16 protein-coding genes are annotated in these 23,298 nt (G+C 55.2%); 7 read left to right on the top strand and 9 right to left on the bottom strand.

Going from position 1 to position 23,298, the window contains the following annotated elements:
- Nucleotides 1-31 precede the first annotated feature (31 nt).
- Nucleotides 32-901, top strand: coding sequence for a 6-phosphogluconolactonase (pgl, locus tag GA0061077_RS06065; RefSeq protein WP_091848051.1), 870 nt, complete (start codon nucleotides 32-34; stop codon nucleotides 899-901).
- A 225-nt stretch (nucleotides 902-1,126) separates the two neighbouring features.
- On the opposite strand, the gene GA0061077_RS06060 is transcribed toward pgl, so the two are convergent.
- The 3 genes from GA0061077_RS06060 to GA0061077_RS06050 all read right to left on the bottom strand — a co-directional run bounded on the left by GA0061077_RS06060 (nucleotide 1,127) and on the right by GA0061077_RS06050 (nucleotide 4,683).
- Nucleotides 1,127-1,324, bottom strand: a complete 198-nt coding sequence (locus tag GA0061077_RS06060; RefSeq protein WP_091848050.1) for a hypothetical protein — start codon at nucleotides 1,322-1,324, stop codon at nucleotides 1,127-1,129.
- 729 nt (nucleotides 1,325-2,053) lie between these two features.
- Nucleotides 2,054-3,514, bottom strand: a complete 1,461-nt coding sequence (gndA, locus tag GA0061077_RS06055; protein ID WP_091848049.1) for an NADP-dependent phosphogluconate dehydrogenase — start codon at nucleotides 3,512-3,514, stop codon at nucleotides 2,054-2,056.
- Between the two features lie 314 nt (nucleotides 3,515-3,828).
- Nucleotides 3,829-4,683 (bottom strand): tyrosine-protein phosphatase, encoded by an 855-nt coding sequence (locus tag GA0061077_RS06050; RefSeq protein WP_091848048.1) that lies wholly within the window; start codon nucleotides 4,681-4,683, stop codon nucleotides 3,829-3,831.
- A 538-nt stretch (nucleotides 4,684-5,221) separates the two neighbouring features.
- On the opposite strand from GA0061077_RS06050, the gene GA0061077_RS06045 reads away from it, so the two are divergent.
- Nucleotides 5,222-6,994, top strand: a complete 1,773-nt coding sequence (locus GA0061077_RS06045; RefSeq protein WP_091848047.1) for a glycoside hydrolase family 13 protein — start codon at nucleotides 5,222-5,224, stop codon at nucleotides 6,992-6,994.
- Nucleotides 6,995-7,171: 177 nt separating this feature from the next.
- Here the strand turns inward: GA0061077_RS06045 and GA0061077_RS06040 are convergent, their stop codons facing one another.
- Entirely contained in the window at nucleotides 7,172-7,870 is a 699-nt protein-coding gene (locus GA0061077_RS06040) for a histidine phosphatase family protein (protein ID WP_091848046.1), read from the bottom strand.
- 80 nt (nucleotides 7,871-7,950) lie between these two features.
- On the opposite strand from GA0061077_RS06040, the gene GA0061077_RS07100 reads away from it, so the two are divergent.
- Nucleotides 7,951-8,553 (top strand): DUF4235 domain-containing protein, encoded by a 603-nt coding sequence (locus tag GA0061077_RS07100; RefSeq protein WP_234696542.1) that lies wholly within the window; start codon nucleotides 7,951-7,953, stop codon nucleotides 8,551-8,553.
- Between the two features lie 119 nt (nucleotides 8,554-8,672).
- On the opposite strand, the gene GA0061077_RS06030 is transcribed toward GA0061077_RS07100, so the two are convergent.
- The 3 genes from GA0061077_RS06030 to metG all read right to left on the bottom strand — a co-directional run bounded on the left by GA0061077_RS06030 (nucleotide 8,673) and on the right by metG (nucleotide 12,483).
- Complete coding sequence (locus GA0061077_RS06030; RefSeq protein WP_091848045.1) at nucleotides 8,673-8,939, bottom strand: hypothetical protein; 267 nt, start codon at nucleotides 8,937-8,939, stop codon at nucleotides 8,673-8,675.
- Between the two features lie 39 nt (nucleotides 8,940-8,978).
- Nucleotides 8,979-9,917: an aldo/keto reductase gene (locus GA0061077_RS06025; RefSeq protein WP_091848044.1), complete on the bottom strand. Its 939-nt coding sequence runs from the start codon at nucleotides 9,915-9,917 to the stop codon at nucleotides 8,979-8,981.
- A 697-nt stretch (nucleotides 9,918-10,614) separates the two neighbouring features.
- Complete coding sequence (gene metG / locus GA0061077_RS06020) at nucleotides 10,615-12,483, bottom strand: methionine--tRNA ligase (RefSeq protein ID WP_091848043.1); 1,869 nt, start codon at nucleotides 12,481-12,483, stop codon at nucleotides 10,615-10,617.
- Between the two features lie 428 nt (nucleotides 12,484-12,911).
- Between metG and GA0061077_RS06015 the strand changes: the two genes are divergently transcribed.
- The 3 genes from GA0061077_RS06015 (at nucleotide 12,912) to GA0061077_RS06000 (ending at nucleotide 18,692) form a co-directional block, all read left to right on the top strand.
- Nucleotides 12,912-13,316, top strand: coding sequence for a hypothetical protein (locus GA0061077_RS06015; RefSeq protein ID WP_143249626.1), 405 nt, complete (start codon nucleotides 12,912-12,914; stop codon nucleotides 13,314-13,316).
- A gap of 562 nt (nucleotides 13,317-13,878) precedes the next feature.
- On the top strand, nucleotides 13,879-15,573 hold the full coding sequence (locus GA0061077_RS06005) for an MFS transporter (RefSeq protein ID WP_200754453.1): 1,695 nt from the start codon (nucleotides 13,879-13,881) through the stop codon (nucleotides 15,571-15,573).
- A gap of 254 nt (nucleotides 15,574-15,827) precedes the next feature.
- Nucleotides 15,828-18,692 (top strand): BspA family leucine-rich repeat surface protein, encoded by a 2,865-nt coding sequence (locus tag GA0061077_RS06000; RefSeq protein ID WP_091848040.1) that lies wholly within the window; start codon nucleotides 15,828-15,830, stop codon nucleotides 18,690-18,692.
- A 612-nt stretch (nucleotides 18,693-19,304) separates the two neighbouring features.
- Here GA0061077_RS06000 and GA0061077_RS06900 read toward each other — a convergent pair.
- Entirely contained in the window at nucleotides 19,305-19,469 is a 165-nt protein-coding gene (locus tag GA0061077_RS06900) for a hypothetical protein (protein WP_159426927.1), read from the bottom strand.
- A gap of 296 nt (nucleotides 19,470-19,765) precedes the next feature.
- Between GA0061077_RS06900 and GA0061077_RS05995 the strand changes: the two genes are divergently transcribed.
- On the top strand, nucleotides 19,766-21,427 hold the full coding sequence (locus tag GA0061077_RS05995) for a hypothetical protein (RefSeq protein ID WP_091848039.1): 1,662 nt from the start codon (nucleotides 19,766-19,768) through the stop codon (nucleotides 21,425-21,427).
- A 10-nt stretch (nucleotides 21,428-21,437) separates the two neighbouring features.
- Here the strand turns inward: GA0061077_RS05995 and GA0061077_RS05990 are convergent, their stop codons facing one another.
- On the bottom strand, nucleotides 21,438-23,273 hold the full coding sequence (locus tag GA0061077_RS05990; protein ID WP_091848038.1) for an ABC transporter ATP-binding protein: 1,836 nt from the start codon (nucleotides 23,271-23,273) through the stop codon (nucleotides 21,438-21,440).
- Nucleotides 23,274-23,298: the final 25 nt, after the last annotated feature.

The following is a 23,298-nucleotide window of genomic DNA, read 5'->3' as shown; positions in this document are numbered from 1 at the left end:
TCCATCCGTGCAGCATAGAGGAGTACAGCGCATGGCACAACGAAAACTTGAAGTCTATAAGGACGCTGAAACCGTGGCCGAAGCCGCAGCGCAACGCACATTGCTCGCCATCCTGGACGATTTGAGCGAATACGGCGACAGTTCGTCATCGGCTCCGGCATCGAAGCCGCTTCGCGAACGCTACGATGTGGCACTGACCGGCGGATCGGATATCCTACGGATGCTGACCTCCATGACCTCGAACCCGCTGGTTGACGCCATTGACTGGAGCCGTGTTCACTTCTGGTGGGGCGACGACCGTTTTGTGGCACCGACGGACGAAGACCGCAGCTCATGGCAAGCCCGTGAGCGCTTTTTGAACAAGCTCATCGCCGACGGCAGTCTGCCGGAAGGCAACATCCACGAGATGGCGGCCGACATACGCACGCCCGAAGAGGTTGCCGCCGCCAGCGATGCGAAGAACGACCAGTTGCTTGCTCAGGCCGCAACCGACTACGAAAACGAGCTGTATCGAGAGCTGGGCGACAGCAAGGAGCAGCAGGAAGAAGGGGCACAGGCACAATCACTGCCCGCCATGGATCTGCTCATTCTCGGCATGGGCCCAGACGGCCATTACGCCTCACTGTTCCCAGATCACGAAGAAATCAACGTAAGAGATCCCGCCCGCCTGGCCGTAGGTGTTTCACACTCCCCCAAGATGCCTCCGTTGCGCATCTCGATGACCGCATCGATGCTCGCCCGCAGCCGACGCACATGGATGCTTACGTGCGGAGCCGGCAAAGCCGATGCCACCGCCCGCGTCTTCGCGCAAGCCGATAACCTGGACTACCCGGCCAGCTTCGCCACAGGCACCGAGGAATTCCTCTGGTTCACCACACCGGATGCTATTGAAAAGTTATAGCATCGATAACACCGGACGCTGAAATAAAAGGAAAACACTGAATCATCGCCCCACTGTTCATTGTTAAGGAACCCGGTGTCGACACAAACATGGGTCGGGGCGGCAGTTCAACAAAACTGCCGCCCCGACCCGTTTTCTTGATCTCAGCAACTCAGCGTCTCAACACTTCGTCACGCCATCACTTCTCCGCCCCAGTACCTCACATACACATCCGGTCAGCTTTACTCAGCGCTCCACGAACCAGCCCAACACCTCATCTGCATAACCGGACACGGCCATGGAGTGGGTCACCACGATGACGCCGTAAAGCTTGCCCGGCTCAAATTCGGCGCTGATGCCTTTCAGCACAGCCCGCTGATTCTCGGCATATCGGCAGGAAACCTTGTGCGGGGACAGCACACTTTCGGCAGTTTGGACGTCCACAATCTACATCAGGGAAACCTTATCGAGCTTGGCGACTATCTCGGCTGGCTTAATGCCCTCGAAAGTATCGTTCTGTCCGGGACCGCCCATGAATATCATGTTGTTCTCCTGGCTTTTTCGGCATCCTTGGCCTGCTGCTCATAGGAAGCAGTCTGGCTGGCTAGCATCGACGGCCATGGTCACTTTTGACCCGAACTGCCGATGATAGCCGTCGACGAGTCTCGACGATAAATCCAGTATCAATACCCCCATGGCACGGATCGAGATGATGACAAAAACAATGATGGCAAAAGTGCGTTCCTGCCCTTGTTTCTCCAGATATTCTTAAGAGCGTTGCTGAATACATACAATTCGCACCCTTTCCTGTGTCGGGCGTCATTACATCGTTTTCAGGTTTACAAAATGATGACAATATCGTTTTTTCAAAAACCTCGTCGAACTTCCTGAATATCGGCTAGGAATTTCACAACGTCTCCTGATAGGTTCCTAAAAGCCGCCCATCGCCCAACATCTAGGATTCTCGAAAGAATGTCGCCAGCAACACTATGTTAAGCTGCAGTGCGCGATGGGAATATAGACCGAATGACCAGCAATCGCTCCACTTCTTATCGCAGATATATCCAGCGAATCACCGTCTACGACTTGCGCCCCTGCCTCCCGAACGGGGAGCAGGGGCGCAATCGTTATCGACCGGCCATGTCATTCAGCCGTGAAAACCAATATCCACAATCAGTCGGACATCTTCTCTTCCGGACGACCGGGTTCGGCCCACAGGGTATGGAAGGTACCGGGCTCGTCGACGCGGCCGTAGGTGTGGGCACCGAAGAAGTCACGCTGGCTCTGGATAAGGCAGGCCGGCAGGCGCTTGGAACGCAGAGCATCGTAGTACGACAGTGATGTTGCGAACACGGGAGCGGGGATGCCGCAGCTCATGGTCTTGGCAACCACACGGCGCCAAGATCCCTGACACCTCTCGATGGCATCCTTGAAGTAGGAGGCAAAGAGCAGCGAAACATTGGCCTCGCCGGACTCAAAGGCATCGGAGACGACATTGAGGAACTGGGCGCGAATGATGCAGCCGCCGCGCCAGATGCGCGCAACAGCCGCAAGATCGATGTCCCAGCCGTACTCCTTGGCACCATCGTTGATCTCATTGAAGCCCTGTGCATAAGCGACAATCTTCGAGGCATACATCGCCTGACGAATATCATTGATGAAGGCCTTGCGCTCCTCATCATTGGCGAACTCAATGGTGCCGTCCGGACCGGAAAGGTTCTGCTCAGCTGCCCCCGCACGCAGTTCTGTCTGATCGGAAAGACCACGCGCGAACACGCCTTCGGCCACGACCGTGACGGGGGTGCCGAGTTCGAGTGCGGTCTGGACCGTCCACGTTCCCGTGCCCTTCATACCGGCGTGGTCAACGATGATGTCAACCAGCGGCTTGCCGGTCTTCTTGTCCTTTTCATGGAGCAGATCAGCCGTTATTTCAATCAGGTAGGAGTTGAGCTCGGTCTTATTCCAAGCCTCAAACACATCACCAATCTCATCGGGGGTCATACCCATGCCGCGGCGCATGATGTCGTAGCTTTCTGCGATGAGCTGCATATCGGCGTACTCAATGCCGTTGTGCACCATCTTGACGAAGTGACCGGCGCCGTTCTCGCCGATGTGGGTGACACAGGGCTCGCCCTCCGCTTGTGCAGCGATGGACTTCAGGATCGGGCCGAGGGTCTTCCAGGATTCATCGGTGCCGCCAGGCATAAGGGAGGGGCCGTTGAGCGCACCTTCCTCGCCACCGGAGACGCCGCAGCCAACGAAGTGCAGGCCACGCGCGCGGATGTCCTTCTCGCGACGGATGGTGTCCTTGAAATAGGAATTGCCGCCATCCACGATGATGTCACCGGGATCCATGGCATCAGCCAATGCTTCGATTGTGGCATCGGTCGGCGCACCGGCCTTGACCATGATGATGGCCGTACGTGGCTTGGTAAGGCTGGCCACAAACTCTTCGATGGTCTTGGCCGGGACGAAATTGCCGTCATCACCGTGATCCTCGATCAGCTTTTCGGTGCGCTCATAGTGCCGATTGAAAAGAGCCACGGTGTTGCCGTGACGCGCAAGATTCCTTGCGAGGTTCGAACCCATGGCCGCCAGACCGACGACTCCGATATTTGCTGTAGCTTCCGTCATTGTTTGCCTTTCAATTTGACATTCTTTCGGCTGCCCAGGGACTTCGCTCGGCTCCCGTTCAACCACGCACCTAAGCCTTTAGCTGTTTCGGAGATTGCATAACCCGAAACACACTCGTCAAGTCTATCGCCATCTACCCGCGCATGCATCTCAAAAACGTGGGTTGCGCCACATTAGCGGCGAACGCCGATGCAAATTCCGGCGACAAGCTTGATATGCCCCTCGCTCGCCAGCCAAATGACCTAGCACGAACAATGCCGCAACCGATGCTGCCGATGAGCGACGATATAGAGCCAATCGAGAGAGTGCCTGCCTTATTCAATGAACAAAGCGTGCAGCCGGGCCACTTCGTCCTCACTCATGCCGTTTTGCAGGCAGTAGCGTTCGACGGAACCGCATTCTTTTCTGATGGACGACAGCACGCCACGCATCAGTTCCGGGGGCGAGGCAAGCATCGCGGTCTGTGCGGCCGTGATTTGACCGACGCCCTGTTCGTCATCGGAAAGCCCCTGCATCACCGTCTCCTTGAACGTATCACCGAGATTCGCGCCGGACTGCGCGTAGCAGGAAACGACCATATCGTCACTCACGCCAAGCAGACTCATCAAAATGCCTGTGGTGATTCCAGTACGATCTTTACCTGCTGTGCAATGAACAAGCATCGGACGGCCACCATCAAACAGCAACTTACGCAGAATAAGAATGATTTGTTCGGCCGAACCGAAAACGATATCGCCATACATCTCGGCCATATTGGGGCCTTTGCCCATGCCCTTTATGCCGCCCTGCTCAGTCAGCGGCGTCTTAAACAACGGAACGCGATCGACATGGATATCGTCGGGAAGCGTGTACGGCCATTGCTCGACCTCGAGCGGATCGCGCAAATCCACTACTTCCTTGACGCCGAGACGATGCAAATCGTCGATGCCCTGCTCACCCAGGAAATTCAAGCCGGCCGAACGGAAGAACAAACCATTCCGCAGCACATGCCCGTCAGTAGTTGGGTAACCGCCAATGCCACGCGCATTGGGCACCCCGTCGATTTCAACACCGGCTCCGTCTCCGTCAGGACGATAGTTGAGATACGTCTCGTCGCTGGCCGCATCCGGGTCGGCACCTTGAGCAACCGAACCGTTACCGACTAATCCCTGTTCGCTGAAATCCGACATAAAACCCTTCCTTTACGGGCCACTACCCGCTTCATCATATGTTTTGTTTGACGCAAAATATGCAGTCGCATATGGACAAGCCTACCCACTTATTTCCAATTTTTCTGACCCTCACCACAATATGAACCGAATTGCGCAGAACACCGTCATATTGACGCAACACGCGGCACGACTACGCATCCCCATGTCCATATAGTAAACGTAGACGTGTCACCTTCCGAAAACGACATCCGGTAAGGGCTGAAAACAATTGCCTCGTCGCCAAATCAAACGCCCGCTTAGCGAGCAGCAACAGGATACACGGCGAAATTTCAACGTTGCACACCTTGATTTTTCATTTCATTCATCGGTGAACACAGATAGAATGAAGCACGGGCAAACCAAAAGCATGGGACGTGCATAACAGCAGACATCAGGGAGGTCGCGAAAACCGCGGGAGTTTCGATTTCGACGCAGTCGTCGCCAACTCCTTCGACATCAGACCGGAGAAGGCCTTACGTTTGAGAACCATGCATGTGCCAACCGAAGGAAGGATATCATGACACCCAACAACACTCACAACGACTGGTGGAAACAGGCCGTTGTCTATCAGATCTACCCACGCAGCTTCAAAGATGTCAACGGAGACGGGTTGGGCGACATCGCAGGCATCACCGAAAAGATGGAATATCTGAAGGATTTGGGTGTGGACGCGCTGTGGCTTTCCCCGTTCTATCCGTCGGATCTGGCCGACGGCGGCTATGACGTGATCGACTACCGCAACGTCGATCCACGATTGGGAACCATGGACGACTTCGACCAAATGGTTGCTGCGGCGCACAAATCCGGCTTAAAAATCATCGTCGACATTGTGCCGAACCACACTTCCGACAAGCACCGCTTCTTTCAGGAAGCGCTTAAAGCCGGACGCGGCTCCGCGGCACGCGACCGTTATGTGTTCCGTGAAGGACGCGGTCAGAACGGCGAACTTCCTCCAAACGAGTGGCAGTCACTATTCGGCGGACCCGCGTGGGAACGCGTCGAGGACGGCCAATGGTACTTCCACATCTTCGCCAAGGAACAGCCGGATGTGAACTGGAAGAACCCCGACATTCACGAGGAATTCAACGAAACATTCCGCTTCTGGAGCAACCACGGCGTTGACGGATTCCGTATTGATGTGGCACACGGTTTGGCCAAGGACTTCGACAGCAGACCTCTTGAAGAGCTCGGCAAAGAATTCAGCGTTCAAGACCAAGGAAACCCCGATAATCGGAACCCCCTGTGGGATCGCCCAGAAGTTCATGACATCTACAAAGAATGGCGTGGCGTCTTTAACGAATACGATCCACCGCGATTCGCCGTGGGCGAGGCTTGGGTTATTCCCGAGCACCAGCATCTCTATGCCTCACCCGACGAACTCGGACAGGTTTTCAACTTCGAGTTCGCGAAGGCCAATTGGAATTCGGACGCCATGCGCACGGCCATCGCGGAAGGTCTCGAAAGCGCAGCACACAGCGGCGGATCCACTTCGACTTGGGTGATGAGCAACCACGATATTCCGCGCAACCCCACCCGTTACGCCCTGCCCCAAGTGCCGGCGCGCAACCAGCACCAGATTGCCAAAGACTGGCTGCTGCGCGATGGCGAAACCTACTACGAAGACCGCGAGCTTGGCACCAAACGCGCTCGCGCCGCAGCACTGATGGAGATGGGCCTACCCGGTTCCATCTACATCTATCAGGGCGAAGAGCTTGGACTGTTCGAGGTGCCCGACATTCCTTGGGACCGGTTGGAAGACCCGAACGCCTTCCGCACCAGCCGCAGTGCAAGCGACAAGGGACGCGACGGCTGCCGAGTGCCGATGCCCTGGACCTCCGGAGACGAGGCGCAGCCCGCCCCATGGGACAGTAATTTTGCAGAGGGGTCCCCTTTCGGTTTCTCTCCCGCCACGAAATCCGACGGTACACCGAGCGAGCAGCCACATCTGCCGCAGCCCTTGTGGTTCAAGGAATTCGCGGCCGACAAGGAAGCCGCCGACCCGACTTCGATGCTGGCGCTTTATCGTACGGCATTGCGTAACCGCGCAGCACTGCTCACCGCCACCGACGATTATGACAGCTTTGATTGGTTCGACATCGGCAACGATGTCATCGCCTATACACGACCGGCTCTTGACAACGGTTCACCGACGACATTCGCAAGTGTAACCAATTTCGGGCCGACACCGGTTGCACTTCCCGAAGGTCGAACGATCATGACTTCCGCCGAACTGACCGGCAATGGTGCTCTGCCGCAAGACGCGACCGCCTGGATTCTGCTCGACAAGTAAGTCGTTCGTTCCACTTGTGACAATATTGCGAAATTCGCTGGAATTATTGAGATCCCAGCGAATTTCGCATACGCAATGCATTGTCTGAGCAACACCGTCAAATCTTTGAAACGTCAGGAAACGCGGGAGCAAACAGCCTCTGATCTGTATTGTTTGCCCAGCATCAAACCCCTGCCGCTAGACGTTCCAACGCACGATGACGGGGTCGTTCTTGTAGTATCCGAGAACCGAATGGTGGGCTGTATCAAGACGCAGCAGACGACCCAAGTGCGGGTCGGTATGCAGCCATTGAGACGTAACGATTCGAAGAATATGCGCATGAGCGACCAGCAGCACATTATGCCCCTCAAGAATCAGCGGAACGGCTTTTTCGATGACACGACGTGCTCGCACAGCCGCTTCATCAACGGTTTCGCCATGTCCATTGTGAACATTCAGGATCTGACCGTCCGGAAGCTCGCAAACCCAGTCGCCTCCCATGGTTTCAGGCAACATCTCAGGCCCTTCGTCCCAGATGCACCAGTCATGGCCCAACGCGGCACTAACCTCCTCGCGTTTCCGCCCTTCAGCGCGCCCGTAATCCCATTCCGCCAAGTCCTCAAGCGTCTCAGAAACCGCATATCCAGCCAACTGCGCGGTCTCACTAGCACGACGCAGCGGACTGGTGAAAACACAGCCGTCCGAAAAACCGCCAGGAAACACCTCACGAAGCCGTTCGCCACCAGCGAGAGCCTGCTGCCTGCCCTGCTCGGTTAACGACACATCGGTACGGCCCGTGTATTGCCCGCTGACACTCCAAGGGGTCTGCCCGTGACGCAGTAATACCAAGTAACCAGGATCTGCGGCACCGTCGCCTGAAGTAAGATAATTACCCATACCGCAACTCTAATCCAAACCGGACCTGCGGGCAACATCGCGTACCGTCCGGCATTCGGACTCGCAGGCAGTGGTCTATCATGGAAACCATGCATGCACGACACAGCACAACTTCGGTAAGCGACATCAGCGAAGACGGCACACAAGACCGAATCGATGAGAACGATTCTTTCGGACAAAACACCGCCGAACCCTCACCGTCTTTCGCGGACGACCGCGATTCGAAGCGCTCCGAAGACGAGTTAGCTGACACCGACACAGCACCGCAGCGTGCCGCCGACACCGATGCTTCGGCAAAAGCACGAACATCAACGGCATCTGCCAATTCTTCGGCCGACCATATCGTTGAGAAGTTTCATCGCATCGACCAGAAAGTAGCAACCATGATTCAGAACCGTATGCAAGACCCGGACACGTTGGGCGAGAAAATTTTCAAATTCGTCCTCCCCACCGTGCTAGGCGGTTTGGCAGGAAAAGTGTTCAAAACCATCTGGGACAGCCAAGTGACGAGCAAACGCGGGCCAGCCGGCGGCGACGCTGCCGAAGATGCCAACCAGCAAGGGCTTATCGGCAGCATTCTGTTCGCAGCGGCTTCCGCAGCCTTCGGTTCGGTTATTTCCGAATTGGGTACGCGTGGGTCGAACGCGCTGGTCAACCGCCATCAGAGTCGCCGCAACAAATAATACCAACCTCCGTATTCGCGGTATAACCACGAGAAGTACGTTTGCTTAAGTTCGGCTTGGACCCCGACACATCTCGGTGGGGCCCGACTCCGCATCTATCGCTAGACCGATAGGGCACTCTAGCGTTTTCTTGGCTTGAAGCCGCGTTTGCGAGAACGTGGCTTGCCCTGCCGCGACGCCGCATACCGGTCCATTCCGCGCAGCAACCGCTCCTCGCGTGGGCCATGGTGAGTCAGGTGCCACTCGCTGCAATAATCGCATCGATAAACCCACAACTCTGCCCCGCGCTCAATGAAGGCCTCACGCGCGGCAAACTCGGCCTGCGCCTTATCGTGATACATAATCTTGCGTGAGCTCGCGCATCGTTTCGGGGTGAAGTAGTGCACACCCCCACCCTAGCACGCAGGATTACAGTCAATCGCCCCTTACGGCAGGTCGTTGCCGGCTGCGGTATACAGGTCGTACCATTCCTGGGCACCCAAACGCACATCGGCACCTGCGGCCATCTCCTTCAACCGACTTGGAGTCATTGATCCCAGCAACACCTGCATGTTGGCGGGATGACGCAGAATCCACGCCACGGCAATCGCGCTCTTCGTGACGCCGTGCACATCGGCCACACGCTGCAGCATCTCGTTGAGTTCGGGGAACTTGGGGTTGTCGAGGAACACACCCGCGAAGAAACCGAACCGGAACGGGCTCCATGCCTGAATGGTCATCTTACGCAGACGCGAGTAGCTGATCAGTCCACCATCGTGATCAACGCTAGGTTCATCATCCATGTTGACATGCATCTCTTGACGCACCATCCCAGTGTGCCCGAGACCGAATTGCAGCTGGTTGATTTCCAGCTTCTGGTCAACTGCACTTTGCAGCATCTCGACCTGCATCGGATTTACGTTGCTCACACCAAAACGACGCACTTTGCCGCTGGATTGCAGCTCGTTGAACGCCTCTGCCAACTCATCGAGATCAACGAGCGTATCCGGACGGTGCAACAGTACAAAATCGACGTAATCAGTCTGCAAATTCTTCAACTCATCGTCCAAAGCCGCAACCAAATGATCCTTGGAGAAGTCATAGCGCGTAATCTGGTCGATTTCCGGATTACGGTAGATGCCGAATTTCGTCTGCACGTAGATCTTGCTGCGATCAATCCCAAGATCGCTCAGCGCCTGCCCGAGCTTTCTGCTACTTTCACCGCCCGTGTAGCAATCGGCTGTGTCAAAGAAGTTAATCCCGGCATCCAGCGCAGTGCTAACAATAGTTCGAGCCTCATCAGCACTTTTGGAGTTCATTCTCATCGCCCCGAGAGCTACGCACGAAGCCTTTACTCCCGATGTTCCAATCTCAATGTATCGCATATCGACACCCTTCCTTGGTTGTCCGCCAATGTTCTAAGTCTAGAGCGACACCACGAAAACCCAAAGAGCTAGCGAAAAGATCAGAAAACGGGATGGTTCCGATATGGCGACGGAACACCTCCGAAACCCGCCGAAGACACTTCTTTCGCGAACCCGAAAACCGCGCCATGCACACAATCCAGCGGGAAAAGAAAAACCCGGCGGGAGGAGACCGCCGGGAGGAGAGAAGAGAGAGAAAAAGATTCAATTATGGGATTCAAGAAGAAGAACCTCGTCAGTGGCTCAACCGCTGGCAAGTACAATATAACCGCACATTCCTTAGAAAAACAATGTATAACACTTAAAAAATACTGTGTAAATTCGTCACTTCAGTTAACCCGCGGCATAGAACGATGATTCAGGAACGGACGATCACCGCAAAACCTCATTCAATGCAATTTGCCATCACATTAAAGAGTTTGCGAGACCAGCACGCCCCACCGGCATGAACACCTTTCCCGGAATCACAATTGCTGTGGCGGCATGATCTGGGATAGTCATCTCTCAGCTGTGTTTCGGACCATCCAACGGTCAACAAGCACAAGCCCCACCACAACAAACGAATAGCGCCCCCGATCCATCGAACAGAATTTTGTTGTCCAACCAATCAGGGGCGCAGTTTACAAATGCATCACGGCTTCTACAACATGTTTCGCGATTATTGCTGTTCGGCCAGTTTCTCTTTGGCGTGTTCGAATCGTTTGGCTTCTGCCTCTTTACGAGCCTGCAAATCAGCTTCGAATCGAGCCAGCTCCTCGTCAACAGCTTCCTTGGGAATCTTCTCGAAAATAGGCACCGGCTTCGGAATGGGAGTACCCGCCACCAGAGATTCGCTCTCCCACGGATGCACCGTCTTGCCAAGCTCGTAGTCGCCGGTGATAATCGGATATTTGAAATCGGGCTTATCGAGATCTTCAACCTCTTCGATACGCGGCAACGGCGAGAATGTGCCCGTTCCGCCAAGTGATTCCCAGACCTTCTGCGCCGCATGCGGCAGGAACGGTGCGAGCAGATGGTTCGCGTCCGAAACGGCTTGCGCGCAGGTATGGAGAACCGTACCCAGATGCTTCGGATCGTCCTTGATCTTCCAAGGCTCGACCGCAGAAATGTACTTGTTGATGTCTCCGACGAGTTTCATCGCCTCATTCAGAGCATTCTTCTGATGATGTCGCTCGATGAGCCCACCGACCACATCAAAGGCGGCGGCGCTCTCTTCCAGCAACGCACGATCCTCGTCGGTCATGGAGTCCTCATCCAATTCTGGGATTTCACCGAAATTCTTATACATGAGGTTGGCCACCCGGTTGACTAGGTTGCCCCAGCTGGCAGCAAGCTCTTCGTTGTTGTGACGGACGAACTCGGCCCACGTAAAGTCGGCATCGGAGGTTTCCGGACCGGCCACGGAAATGTAGTAGCGCACAGCATCCACGGGGTAACGCGCAAGGATGTCCTTGACATAGATGACGACTCCACGCGAAGAGCTGAATTTCTTGCCTTCCATGGTCATGAACTCGCTTGAAACAACCTGCTCCGGCATATTGAGTTTGCCGTAGCTTCCGGGTTCACCACCCTTGGAACCCTCGCCGTTGTAGGCAAGCATTTCGGAAGGCCAGATCTGGGAGTGGAAGGTGATGTTGTCCTTACCCATGAAGTAATAGCCGGGGGCGCTCGGGTCGTTCCACCAAGCACGCCACGCCTCGGGATCGCCCTGTCGGCGAGCCCATTCGATGGAGGCGGACAGATAACCGATAACGGCGTCGAACCAAACGTAAAGCTTCTTGTTCGGGTTGTCGATCCAACCATCGACCGGCACGGGAATACCCCAGTCAATATCGCGCGTAATGGCGCGAGGCTTGACTTCTTTGAACAGCCCAAGCGAGAAGTTGATGACATTAGTACGCCAGCCTTCACGGGTCTTAAGCCAGGCGAGATTCGCTTCCGCGAGCGCCGGCAAATCCAGGAAGAAGTGTTCGGTTTCCCTGAATTCCGGGGTTTCTCCGTTGATCTTGGACACCGGGTTGATCAGTTCATCGGGGTCAAGTTCGTGACCGCAATTGTCGCACTGGTCCCCGCGAGCGCCGTCGGCCCCGCAAATCGGGCAGGTACCCTCGATGTAGCGGTCCGGCAAGGTACGGCCGGTGGAAGGCGAAATCGCGACCTTCTGAACGCCCTTGTAGATGTAGCCGTTCTTCAGGCACTGCTTGAACAGCTCCTGAACCACATGTTCATGGTTACCTGTCGTGGTGCGGGTGAACAGGTCATAGCTCAGACCCAAGTCGCACAGATCCTTGGCAATGACACGGTTATAGCGGTTGGCAAGCTCCTGCGGAGTCAGGTTTTCCTTGTCCGCTTCAACCAGAATCGGGGTGCCGTGTTCGTCTGTGCCGGAGACCATCAAGACGTCGTTGCCCTTCATGCGCTCGTACCGGGCATACACATCGGAAGGCACTCCGAAACCGGCTACATGGCCTATGTGGCGGGGCCCATTCGCATAGGGCCATGCAACGTTCACCAAAATATGAGTCATACCTACCGATTATTGGGCCCAGCGGGGACAGCGGAAGACTTAATTGCGAATGCTACGAACGAATTGCGAAACGGGAGACGGGAATCAAGTGGTTATCAACCGTGTCGTACACAATTCAGTGAGCCGCTTTACCTGTTATCCACATATTCACTTTTCATTTTTTTCGATTTGCTGACGCCGCATACCCTTATCTATATTCGTCTACCATGAACAGCACAACAACTGCCACTCGACGAACGAACCGCACCCACATAAACGCCTCGAAACCGACCAACCTCGCTCCGACGCCGATGTTGATCAGCAACAGAGACCTTCCGGGGCCGCTAAGCATGAACCGGCTCGACACCTTCGGCACGGTCCACCAACTCGACGATGCGAACGCGTATCTTGCGCAATACTCAGACACACTGTTCGGCAGAGGCACGATCATGACCAAGGCCGTGCCCCACTCGTGCATAGCCTGCGGCCGCAGCGCATTATGGGTATGGATGGGCGGTGCGTTCCCGAATGTTATCGACACCATCTCAAGTTCGCATTACCGTTCTCTAGTCTATGGACGCCCGATCAAGACCTTCGACCGCAGAATCTCACCTGGCCAGATTAGCACCATTGCCGCCCTGAAGATTACTTCGCCCGCGAGAACTGTCTGCGACATCATGCTGTTGGACAAACACGCAATGTCAGACAAGCAACGAAATGAATCGGCATATGCGATGCTGCAAAAATACCGCATCAACCCTGCGGATTGCCTCGATATTCTGGATAAGAACCGTTTCTGGCCCAATATTGCGCAAGCACGTCAGTTTTTTACGGTGATTGACCGCTGTTGCTGATCCATTTTACTCGGATCAAGACACGTATCGAGGAACCAAACGCGCAACAACAGCAACGACATCCAACAGAACCGAGTGTGTGATTGCGCTAACGGCATAGGCGTTCACAGTGGAACACAACCGCAGTGCGGTACACAAGCGCACCAAAAGCAAACCCAACGTTCACAGGACTTCCAACAGTCCTCAGAATGCAAATTCCGCATATCGAACAAAAATAATTATCAATATAACGTACTTAGCACAAAGCCGAAAACCATGCGTGGTACTAATATTGTCCAAACAACATACAGTGCCGCTACAAGTTTTGCAACAGCTACGGAACCGATGCACGCGCCCGACCGGACGCCCACAGCATCAGAAAACCCTGGGACCACGCGACCGCGACAAGGCCGCGCATCATGGGCTCGGCGCAGGAGATTTGAATCCCTTTGTACCCCTGCATCTGCCTAAATGCCGCTATTTGACTCCGGCATAATCGCCGTGAGCGACCGTCGATTATGCCGCTTTTCACCGGACGTCCCGCAGCCATGCTGTGCAATACCGTTGAAAGGACAGGGCTCGCATGTCTTCATCGACCTCTGAACACCAGCAAGACGCCATACGCACCGGAGAACAGAAAGCACCGTCAACCGAACCGATGGCCAAGACCGTCACGCAAGCCGAGCCAGAAATGCAAGAGATCCATGTGCGCCGTCAGTTCCTGCGCGAAAAGGACGTTACCGTCGTCGAGGAGAAAACACTGAAGCAGGCCATTGCGGGTACCGTGGTCGGCAACTTCATGGAGTGGTACGATTTCGGCATTTACGGCTACCTTGCAGTGACGATGGCAAGCGCATTCACCAGCGGCTTGTCGAAGAACCTGAGTCTTATCGTCATGCTTATGGGCTTTGCGGTCAGCTTCCTCGTCCGTCCGCTCGGAGGCATCGTTCTGGGACCTTTGGGCGACCGTGTGGGCCGACAGAAGGTACTGTTCCTCACGATGGGCATGATGGTGGTTTCCACCGCTCTAATCGGTATTCTGCCCACCAGCAAGCAGATTGGCGTATGGGCCATCGTGCCGCTTTATGCGCTGCAGATGATACAGGGCTTCTCAACCGGAGGCGAATATTCCGGGGCAACCACTTACATCTCCGAGTTCTCGCCCGACAGCAAACGCGGCTTCTACAGCGCCTGGCTTGACACGGGTTCCTACATCGGTTCCGCATTCGGAGCCGCCACGGTGGCAATCATCACAATGATCGCCGAGAACCACTGGGGCGCGGACGCCATGATCAATGGCGGTTGGCGAATCCCCTACCTACTGACAATCCCGCTGGGCATCCTAGCGATAGCCCTGCGTACACACATCCCCGAGACCCCGCAATTCGCAGCGCATCAGGAACGCCAGGAGGAGGAACAGCCGCAATGGTCCAAGGAGGCCCGCAAAGCAGCTCTGCGTAAAGAATCGCCGTGGGATCGTCCCGGCACGATGCTGTACGTCATCAAGCGCCACTGGCGCCGCCTGCTGATTGCCGTAGCAATCGTCGCAGCCACCAACACCGCCGGCTATGTGCTTACCAGCTATATGCCCACCTATCTGCGCGAAGAGGTTGGTACGACACCAACGATGGCCGCCGCCGCAACCGTACCGGTGCTTATCGTCATGTCGTTGTGCCTGCCACTGATCGGTCACCTTTCCGACATCATCGGCCGCAAGCCCATCTACACCATAGCCGTGGTTTCGACATTCTTGCTCGTCTACCCCGCCTTCCAGCTGCTGCATCTGGGTTCATTCTGGGCCGTTCAGGGCGCTCTAGCGATGATCGCAGTGCCGGTGGCGTTCTATGCGGGCGTTTCGGCAAGCACATTGCCGGCGCTGTTCCCCACCGAATCACGATTCTCCGGCATGGGACTGTCTTATAACTTCGCGGTTTCTCTGTTCGGCGGCACCACACCGTTGGTCTCACAAGCACTCATCACACTGACAGGCAACCACGATGCCCCAGGCTTCTATATCATGTTCTTCGCCATTTTCAGTGCAATCGCCACCGCCGTGATGCGTGAATCGTCAAAGTCGCCATTACCCGGCTCCATGCCGACAGTCGGCAGCGAAAGCGAAGCACGCGAACTGGTGCTCACCCAAGAACAGAACCCGAACCTAGACACCACCACGATGCCAATGCCGATGATGACCGTGGAAATCCCCGCAGGACAAACACTCCCGCAACGACCTGAAAACATCAAGCCAGTCAAGCGAACCGAAACCGAAGCGGAATGAACAAAACAGCCCATCAGACCGCTGATGGCTGATACAAGGTCCAAGGATTCAACGAGAGTGATTACCTAGAAGAAGTGAAACGCCACAAATCAAGGCCATTGAACTCATCTCCTAGTCAAACATGAACACCGAGTACAAATTTTGAACTTGTGTCGCTTATCATTTATCATGTAGAGACCACAAAAAGATTCCAAACGGATATTTTTTATATAGCGCGCACTTTAATACCGCAATACGGGAGAGTAGAAGAAATTATGAGCATCATGGCCACACTTACCGCCACAGTCCTATGCGTGACCATGGGAATCGCCCCACCCGCCACCGCGAAAAAAACCGAACCCGCTCCCGTCAGTGCATCCTCAACGCCAGTCAGCCAGAGAGAGAATGATGTTAAGCTGCCCAGCGCTCCATCAGCATTCAATAATGTCCGCCAACCCGTTTCTCCCGTTGGTCAGGTCGCGCCCCTAGACGGGGAACCAGAACCAAAATGTGAACCCTCCGGCATGCAAACCTGGGGCACCCCGGCCAACGACAGCGATGTCAACCAGGTTCCCGACAGAGATCCGTCACCCCTCAAATTTGAGCTCAACAGCAGCTGCGTCCTTACTTTTTACGGCGGCACCAGTCCTAATTGGGACTCGATAAATGATTTCACATTAGCGCAATTTCTCGCGCCAGCCACCGAAATTCGCTTCGCAGGCAACACCACTTTGTACAGCAACAGGCAAAACTACACCGGGTTGTTCAGTTCCCTCTCGTATACGAAGACAGTGCGGGTGGACGGCATCGTCCATCTCGCCGGCACCATAGGCGATAACCTGTTTGCGTACAATTTCGGATTGACCCACTTTGTGGGCAACGGCTTTGAAACCAGCCAGCTGACCACTGCTCACTCGATGTTCCTGTACTGCATGAATCTGGAATCGGTGACCATACCCGACACATGGGATGTCCGCAAAGTCACGGATATGAGTTGGATGTTCATATCCTCACCGAATCTAAAATCAGTATCCCTGCCCACGAGGTGGGACACCAGTAACGTCACCACCTTTGATTCCATGTTTGCGTCATGCTACAGCCTGGAATCGCTGAGACTGCCCGAGATCTGGAACACGGGCAGCGCCACCAACATGCAGAACATGTTCATGTCATGCACCAACTTGAAAAACTTGACCATGCCCACTTGGTGGGACGCCAGCAACGTCACCAACATGCAAAACATGTTTGCGTATTGCCAATCATTGGAATCACTGGTTATGCCCACCACACCGGACACTGGCAACCTCACTAACATATCCCTGATGTTCATGGGATGTGACAACCTGCGTTCGCTGGACATATCCAACATGAACACCAGAAACACCTTTTCTTCCTATGGAGCACAAGGCTCATTCCCTCCAGCGGTGCAGGATATATGGCTTGGCCCCGACACCTATCTTGCCGAAACCGACGACGACTACCAAGTGTTTCAGTACACTATGAATTATGAAGGCTGGGCCGAGATTACGGAGACAGGCGCGCACATACCGGCACCAGACCTGCGCGCCCGCACTTCACTGACTTCCGGAAAGAACCCCAAAGGGCACTACAGAATTCCCAAGCTCGTTCTCACCATCGACTACAACAACGGCGAGGCAAACCACACCGAGACCAAAACCATTGATACCAGCAACAGCAACAGCGCCGGATCCAGGTCGTTGACATGGGGCACACGTCCGGCACCCGCCGGTAAGGTGTTCGACGGCTGGAAACTCACCACAAGCGCCACTGGATACCTTCGACTCAACGACAACACAGTCAGTTGGGATGCGTACACCGATGACCGGGAAGCCAAGATCACGGCCACATGGAGGAACGTGGACCACCCGGCTATCAAGGTCATCGTCCATGCAGAGGGAAGTGCGCGCCCGCAGCGTTCCAACGACCCGTGGGCCGAAGTCACCGTCACCGAACCGGAAGACTCACGTACCGATGACACCATCACCCTCGAATCCCTTAACGGCGAAGGACACAATGACTCATGCAATCCGACGGAGGGCAGCAACCAGTGCACGTTCAGGCTGTCCATCGCACAACTGCGTGACGACGACTTCGAGTCCTTATACCACCTCAGAGCCAAAATAACAGCCTTTGATCGCCGAGACACTGAGACCACCGTCACCGGCCGACCCAGTGACCAGGAAGCCATCCTGCCTTACACCACGATCACTTATCAGGCTGGTATAGGAGCAGGCGGCAGTACACCTGCCACAAAGAGAGCCCTCACGGACACCGCCGCCCAAAACGCACGTTTGACCGTGGCGAGACCCGACACGATTACCAGACCAGCGAACAGCCTCTTCTCCGGATGGCAGACCAACCACGGCAGCATTCGACCTGGCACCACACCCGTACCGGTGAGCGCAGGCGACACCGATGCGCAGGGGCGCACCACTATCGCCCTTACCGCGGCATGGAACACGCTTGCCACACCGGATATCACTTCGGCCGTACGCGAGAGTAACGGCCACACGACCATTACCGGTACAGCCAAACCACTCCGCTCCGACGACATCGTGCGCATCTGCCATCTCACCGACAACCATGGCAGACAATGCCGCGACATCACACCGGACACCAATGCTTCCAACGGAACAACCCTGCCCCACGACGGCACCACTGAACACCCATGGAAACTCGTCCTGACCGACAGCCTCGACGAAGGAACAGCCATTGAGGCCTTCCTCGTCGCAAAAGACACCACATATACCGACAATCCTGAAGTGCAAAGCGCCGCTGCCACCGTCAACACCACCACAGGTATTGGTTCCGACAACGGTACAGGCACAGGCAACGGCTCCGACAACGGTACAGGTACAGGCAACGGTGCAAACACCGGTTCTGGCCCCGGAACCGGTACGAGCAACGGGAATAGGAAGGATACCGGCACTGACACTCAGCCCGGTACCAATAAAGACAACAGAAAGACCAGCCGCACAGACACGGAACCAACCGGAGGTCCGCTTTCCCTGGCCAAGACCGGCGGCATGCCCATTATGCCCTTGTTCGCCATCAGCCTGCTTTTGCTAGCTTCTGGTGCATGTCTCTACGGACTGCGTCGCAGACACGACACCGATTGACACATGGACATAGCCCATTCTTCGTGCCCGGCCAATAATTATGGTCGGGCACTTTTTCACTCATCGCAAGAGCCTCAAATGATGATCGGAAGGAAAGGGCATCCGCCACATTCACACCAGACTCAAGTCGTGTCGTCAATGCAGAGACATCACATCGAACCCCACAGGCCAAGATGAGACTGCGTTTGCCTTACGGCAGCACTGCCGAACACTCCTAGAGCATCACTCTGCCAACCATCGATGTGCCACCTTACTTGCTGCAGATGACACAAGATCCACTCTCTCGAAACGTAATACAGACAACGAAAGGCGCCTGTTTTGCGCTTTCTTTATTTATCATTAACCATACCTTCGGGGTTAAAAGTTATCGAAAAAAAGAAGACAACTATTATGGGCACTTTAATCACAATCATCATGACGGCTTTATGCTTAACCATTGGTGCGGTATTGCCGGCTTTCGTACCGGGTCAGGAAACGACACGCGCCTCCATGTCGGTGTCGCAGGCGAACCAAGCCCACGTGACCACACAAACCGCTACAGATCCGACATCCAAGACCAGTCTGCAGACCAATTTCATCGCCACGCACGACAATTCCCCCCGGCATAGGACCTCAGTCAAGCTGCACTCCCAGCGGATTACAGACCTGGGGCAGGCCATCCAACGATCCTGCCCTCAACCAAATCACCGGCAGGGACACGAATCCCATCCAATGGGAAGTTGACAGCAACTGCACCCTCGTCATCCACAGCGGCACCGGCCCGGATTTCGACGGCATTCTTCCATGGCAGAATTATGTAAACGACATCGTCAAAATCCGCCTAGAAAACAATGCTTCTCTGTACACTTCGGCGCCATACACCAATAGTTTGTTCGCTTTCTTGTGGACAGCAACTACAGTGCAGATAGACGGAAACGTTCATCTGGCCGGAAACATCGGGCAGAATCTATTCAGCGGCATGGAATCTCAGTAACCTCACTAGCCTGCAATCCATATCTGCCAACTGCGACGAGTTAGTTTCGTTAGACATATCCGGCCTGAATACCAGCGCCGCCGTATCTGCGGGAACGCTGATGGGGCTGCTGCCCACCAATGTGCGTGATCTGTGGCTCGGCTCCCACACTTACCTTGCCACCGACGAAAACGACAGCCAAGCATTCGGCTATGGCGTGAACTACGAGAAGTGGGGTGAAATTTCGCCCGACGGAACACGCACTCCCGTGGAAGATATGCGCGCTCGCACTTCACTGAGCTCAGGAAGGAACCCCAAAGGACACTACAGAATCGCTTCACTCGTTTTTACGGTGGATTACAACAACGGCGAGGAGAACGAGACCACGACACTCAATACCGCCAGCAGCTCCAATTCATGGAATATTCCATGGGGCACCCACGCGATACCAGCCGGCAAGATATTCAAAGAGTGGAAGCTCACTACAAGCGATTCCGACCATGTGTCCATTAACCGCAACACACTCACCTGGGATGTCGGTGCGAATGATCCGAATGCCAAACTCACAGCGGTGTGGAGAAACATGGATCGACCAACCATCAACAGCATCGTCGTACACAAGGCCGCGAGCGCAAACCCGGAGGACAACACGGACTCGTGGGCCGATGTCATAGTCGATGTGCCTGAAGATTCTCGCGATACCGACGACCCCCTCACTCTTGAATCATACAACTGCGAAGGCTTCAACAGCTTGTGCATACCCTCCGCAGCCGGCAACCAATGCACATTCCGTCTCTCCATCGCACAGTTGCGCGGCAACGACTATGATGCCGAGTATCAACATCTCAGCACGCAGCTGACTGCATACGACCACTACACCGAAATCAACGTGACTGGTCCACTGGGCTATTACAGAGGAATTCTGCCCTACACCACTGTCAACTACCAGCCCGGCGCCGGGGCCGGTGGCACGGCTCCTTCCACCCAGAAGTCCCTCACCGACACACCATCTCAGACAGCGCCGCTGACCATGGCCGGCCCTGACACAATCACCCGGCCAAAGCACAGCGTGTTCAACAAGTGGCAGGCAAGCCACGGCGCCATCAATCCCAGGGCCGCACAAGTCCCTGCAAGCATCGGTGAAACAGATGCAACCGGATGTACCATCATCAGTCTCAGCGCTGCATGGACCAAACTGGCCACACCCGAAATCACTACGGCCAAACGCGATGCAGCGAATAACCAAGCCACCATCACCGGCACAGCCAAACCACTCCACTCCAGCGACATCGTCCGCATATGCCATCCAACCAACACCGGCAGCAGGCAATGTCAGGATATTACTCCGGATTCCACAGGACAAGACGGAACTGCTTTGCCGAACAACGACACCAGCGAACATCCGTGGAACATCACCCTGCCAATCGCCGACGATCAAGGCGAACTGACCGTCGATGCCACTCTGATCTCCAAGGACACTGCTTACACCGGAAATCCCGAAGTCCAGAGCGCCACAGCCTCGGCCACCACTGCCGGCAGCACCGGTGACGACAACAATGACGGCATACACGATACAAGCGGCACTCCCTCGGAGCCCAACACCCCTAACAAGGGTGAAACCCCGGAAGCCCCGAAGACCCCCGAGACGCGGAAAAGAACCGAAATCCTCAATGGTATCGGCAGGCGCAGGATCATTCTTCCTCAAATGGCACCTATACAACTATCAAGGAAGGCCGGTTCGGAACGACCGGCAGAAACCGATATTCCCGAACCGACCCCTTGAATTCAGAATCTCACGCCACCAGCGTGGAAAACTGGCTGTTGTAAAGATCGGCGTAGAAACCGCCCTTTTTCAGCAGCTCGTCGTGGGTGCCACGTTCGACGATGTCGCCGTGGTTCATCACGAGAATCATGTCCGCGTCCTTGATGGTGGAAAGTCGGTGCGCGATCACAAAGCTTGTACGACCTACGGTGAGGTTGTCCATCGCCTTCTGAATCAGCTCTTCGGTACGGGTGTCAACCGAGGAAGTCGCCTCGTCCAGAATCAGAATCGGCGCATCCTGCACCATTGCTCGGGCAATCGTCATCAGCTGACGCTGGCCTTGCGAAAGGGAGGAATTGTCGTCAAGCACGGTGTCGTAGCCCTGCGGCAGCGAACGTACATAGCGGTCAAGCCCCACAGCCTTGCACGCATCCTCGATTTGCTGGTCGCTGACATCCTTCTTGGCATAGGCGATGTTTTCTTTGACAGAGCCGCGGAAGACCCATGTGTCCTGCAGCACCATCGAGAACTGGTCATGCACGTTGGCACGCGGCACGCTGGAAGTGTCGATGCCGTCGATGTACATGGCCCCGCCGTCGATGTCGTAGAAGCGCATCAGCAGGTTGACCATCGTGGACTTGCCCGCACCGGTCGGTCCGACAATAGCGATCTTCTGCCCCGCCTTCACACTCGCGGAGAAGTCATGGATAATCGGCTTGCCCGGCTCGTAGCCGAAGTTCACATCTTTGAACTCAACATCACCGCGCACGCGAGTGGGTTCGCCGGTTTTCGGGTCACGTCCAAGCAACGCAGGTTTGTCGGACTCATCACTCATCTCAGGCTCGTCAAGGAAGTTGAAGACTCGCTCTGAAGCTGCGGCACAGCGTTGAAGATTCTGGAACGCCTGAGCGAACTGCGAAAGCGGCTGGGTGAAGAGCCTAACATACATCATGAATGCCACAATGACACCGAATTCGATACGTCCGTCGATGGCGAGCGCCCCGCCGACCACACACACGACCACGAAGCTCATGTTGCCAATCATGTTCATCATCGGGCCCATGAGCCCGGAAAGAAATTGACTCTTCCACGCAGAATCGTACAGGTCGTTGTTGTACTTCTCGAAGCGTCGGATGGAATCAGCCTCGCCGTTGTATGCCTTGACGACGATATGACCCGAGTACATCTCTTCGACATGGCCGTTCACATCGCCCAGCGCAATCTGCTGACGAGCGAAGTACTTCTGGGAGAAATGCATGATCATTCCCATGACGATGATGCCAAGGAACGAGACTGCAATGGCGCACAGGGTCATGATGACATTGTTGTAGAACATCATGAACAACGAACCGAAGAAAAGCGTTATGGATGTGATCAGCATGCCCAACGACTGGCCTAGGGTCTGACCTATGGCATCGACGTCGTTGGTAATGTGCGAGAGCACGTCGCCATAGCTGGTGCGGTCGAAGTATTTCAGCGGTAACCTGTTGATCTTGTCCGAAATTGACCTGCGCAGGCTCTGGCCGATCCGCTGAGTGACGGTTGCCATCATCCAGTGTTGCGCATAGCCCAAAATCGCGTACCCTACATAGAGGCCGACCAATAGCCATGCAATACGCGTCACCTCGCCCATATCCACCGCACCCATAACAGGCTTGCCATGCACCAAAGCAGGCAAACCCTTGGCGATAGCGTTGGTCATGTTTTTCAGCTGATCCGGCCCGATAATCTGGCAGACGGTGCTGACGGCGCCCAATATGAGCGCGACAATGATGACTGGCAGATATTTCTTGCAGTATTTGACCAGTTTGAGCGTCACTGCACCAAAATCAGCCGGTTTATCGACCGGCCCTCTCGTTCTTGGCATTTGTTGCTACTTTCCTAGGTTTTAA

This window comes from Bifidobacterium commune, assembly GCF_900094885.1.
GTDB lineage: Bacteria > Actinomycetota > Actinomycetes > Actinomycetales > Bifidobacteriaceae > Bifidobacterium > Bifidobacterium commune.
Note: the sequence above shows the minus strand (reverse complement) of the source record. Positions and strands in the feature narration are given on the sequence as shown.

Excerpts from the sequence above, each read along its gene's own strand:
- pgl (WP_091848051.1), top strand. The coding sequence starts at position 32 with ATGGCACAACGAAAACTTGAAGTCTATAAGGACGCTGAAACCGTGGCC.
- gndA (WP_091848049.1), bottom strand. The coding sequence starts at position 3,514 with ATGACGGAAGCTACAGCAAATATCGGAGTCGTCGGTCTGGCGGCCATG.
- GA0061077_RS06050 (WP_091848048.1), bottom strand. The coding sequence starts at position 4,683 with ATGTCGGATTTCAGCGAACAGGGATTAGTCGGTAACGGTTCGGTTGCT.
- GA0061077_RS06045 (WP_091848047.1), top strand. The coding sequence starts at position 5,222 with ATGACACCCAACAACACTCACAACGACTGGTGGAAACAGGCCGTTGTC.
- GA0061077_RS06040 (WP_091848046.1), bottom strand. The coding sequence starts at position 7,870 with ATGGGTAATTATCTTACTTCAGGCGACGGTGCCGCAGATCCTGGTTAC.
- GA0061077_RS07100 (WP_234696542.1), top strand. The coding sequence starts at position 7,951 with ATGGAAACCATGCATGCACGACACAGCACAACTTCGGTAAGCGACATC.
- GA0061077_RS06025 (WP_091848044.1), bottom strand. The coding sequence starts at position 9,917 with ATGCGATACATTGAGATTGGAACATCGGGAGTAAAGGCTTCGTGCGTA.
- metG (WP_091848043.1), bottom strand. The coding sequence starts at position 12,483 with ATGACTCATATTTTGGTGAACGTTGCATGGCCCTATGCGAATGGGCCC.
- GA0061077_RS06015 (WP_143249626.1), top strand. The coding sequence starts at position 12,912 with ATGACCAAGGCCGTGCCCCACTCGTGCATAGCCTGCGGCCGCAGCGCA.
- GA0061077_RS06005 (WP_200754453.1), top strand. The coding sequence starts at position 13,879 with ATGTCTTCATCGACCTCTGAACACCAGCAAGACGCCATACGCACCGGA.
- GA0061077_RS06000 (WP_091848040.1), top strand. The coding sequence starts at position 15,828 with ATGAGCATCATGGCCACACTTACCGCCACAGTCCTATGCGTGACCATG.
- GA0061077_RS06900 (WP_159426927.1), bottom strand. The coding sequence starts at position 19,469 with ATGCCGTCGAAATCCGGGCCGGTGCCGCTGTGGATGACGAGGGTGCAG.
- GA0061077_RS05995 (WP_091848039.1), top strand. The coding sequence starts at position 19,766 with ATGGGGCTGCTGCCCACCAATGTGCGTGATCTGTGGCTCGGCTCCCAC.
- GA0061077_RS05990 (WP_091848038.1), bottom strand. The coding sequence starts at position 23,273 with ATGCCAAGAACGAGAGGGCCGGTCGATAAACCGGCTGATTTTGGTGCA.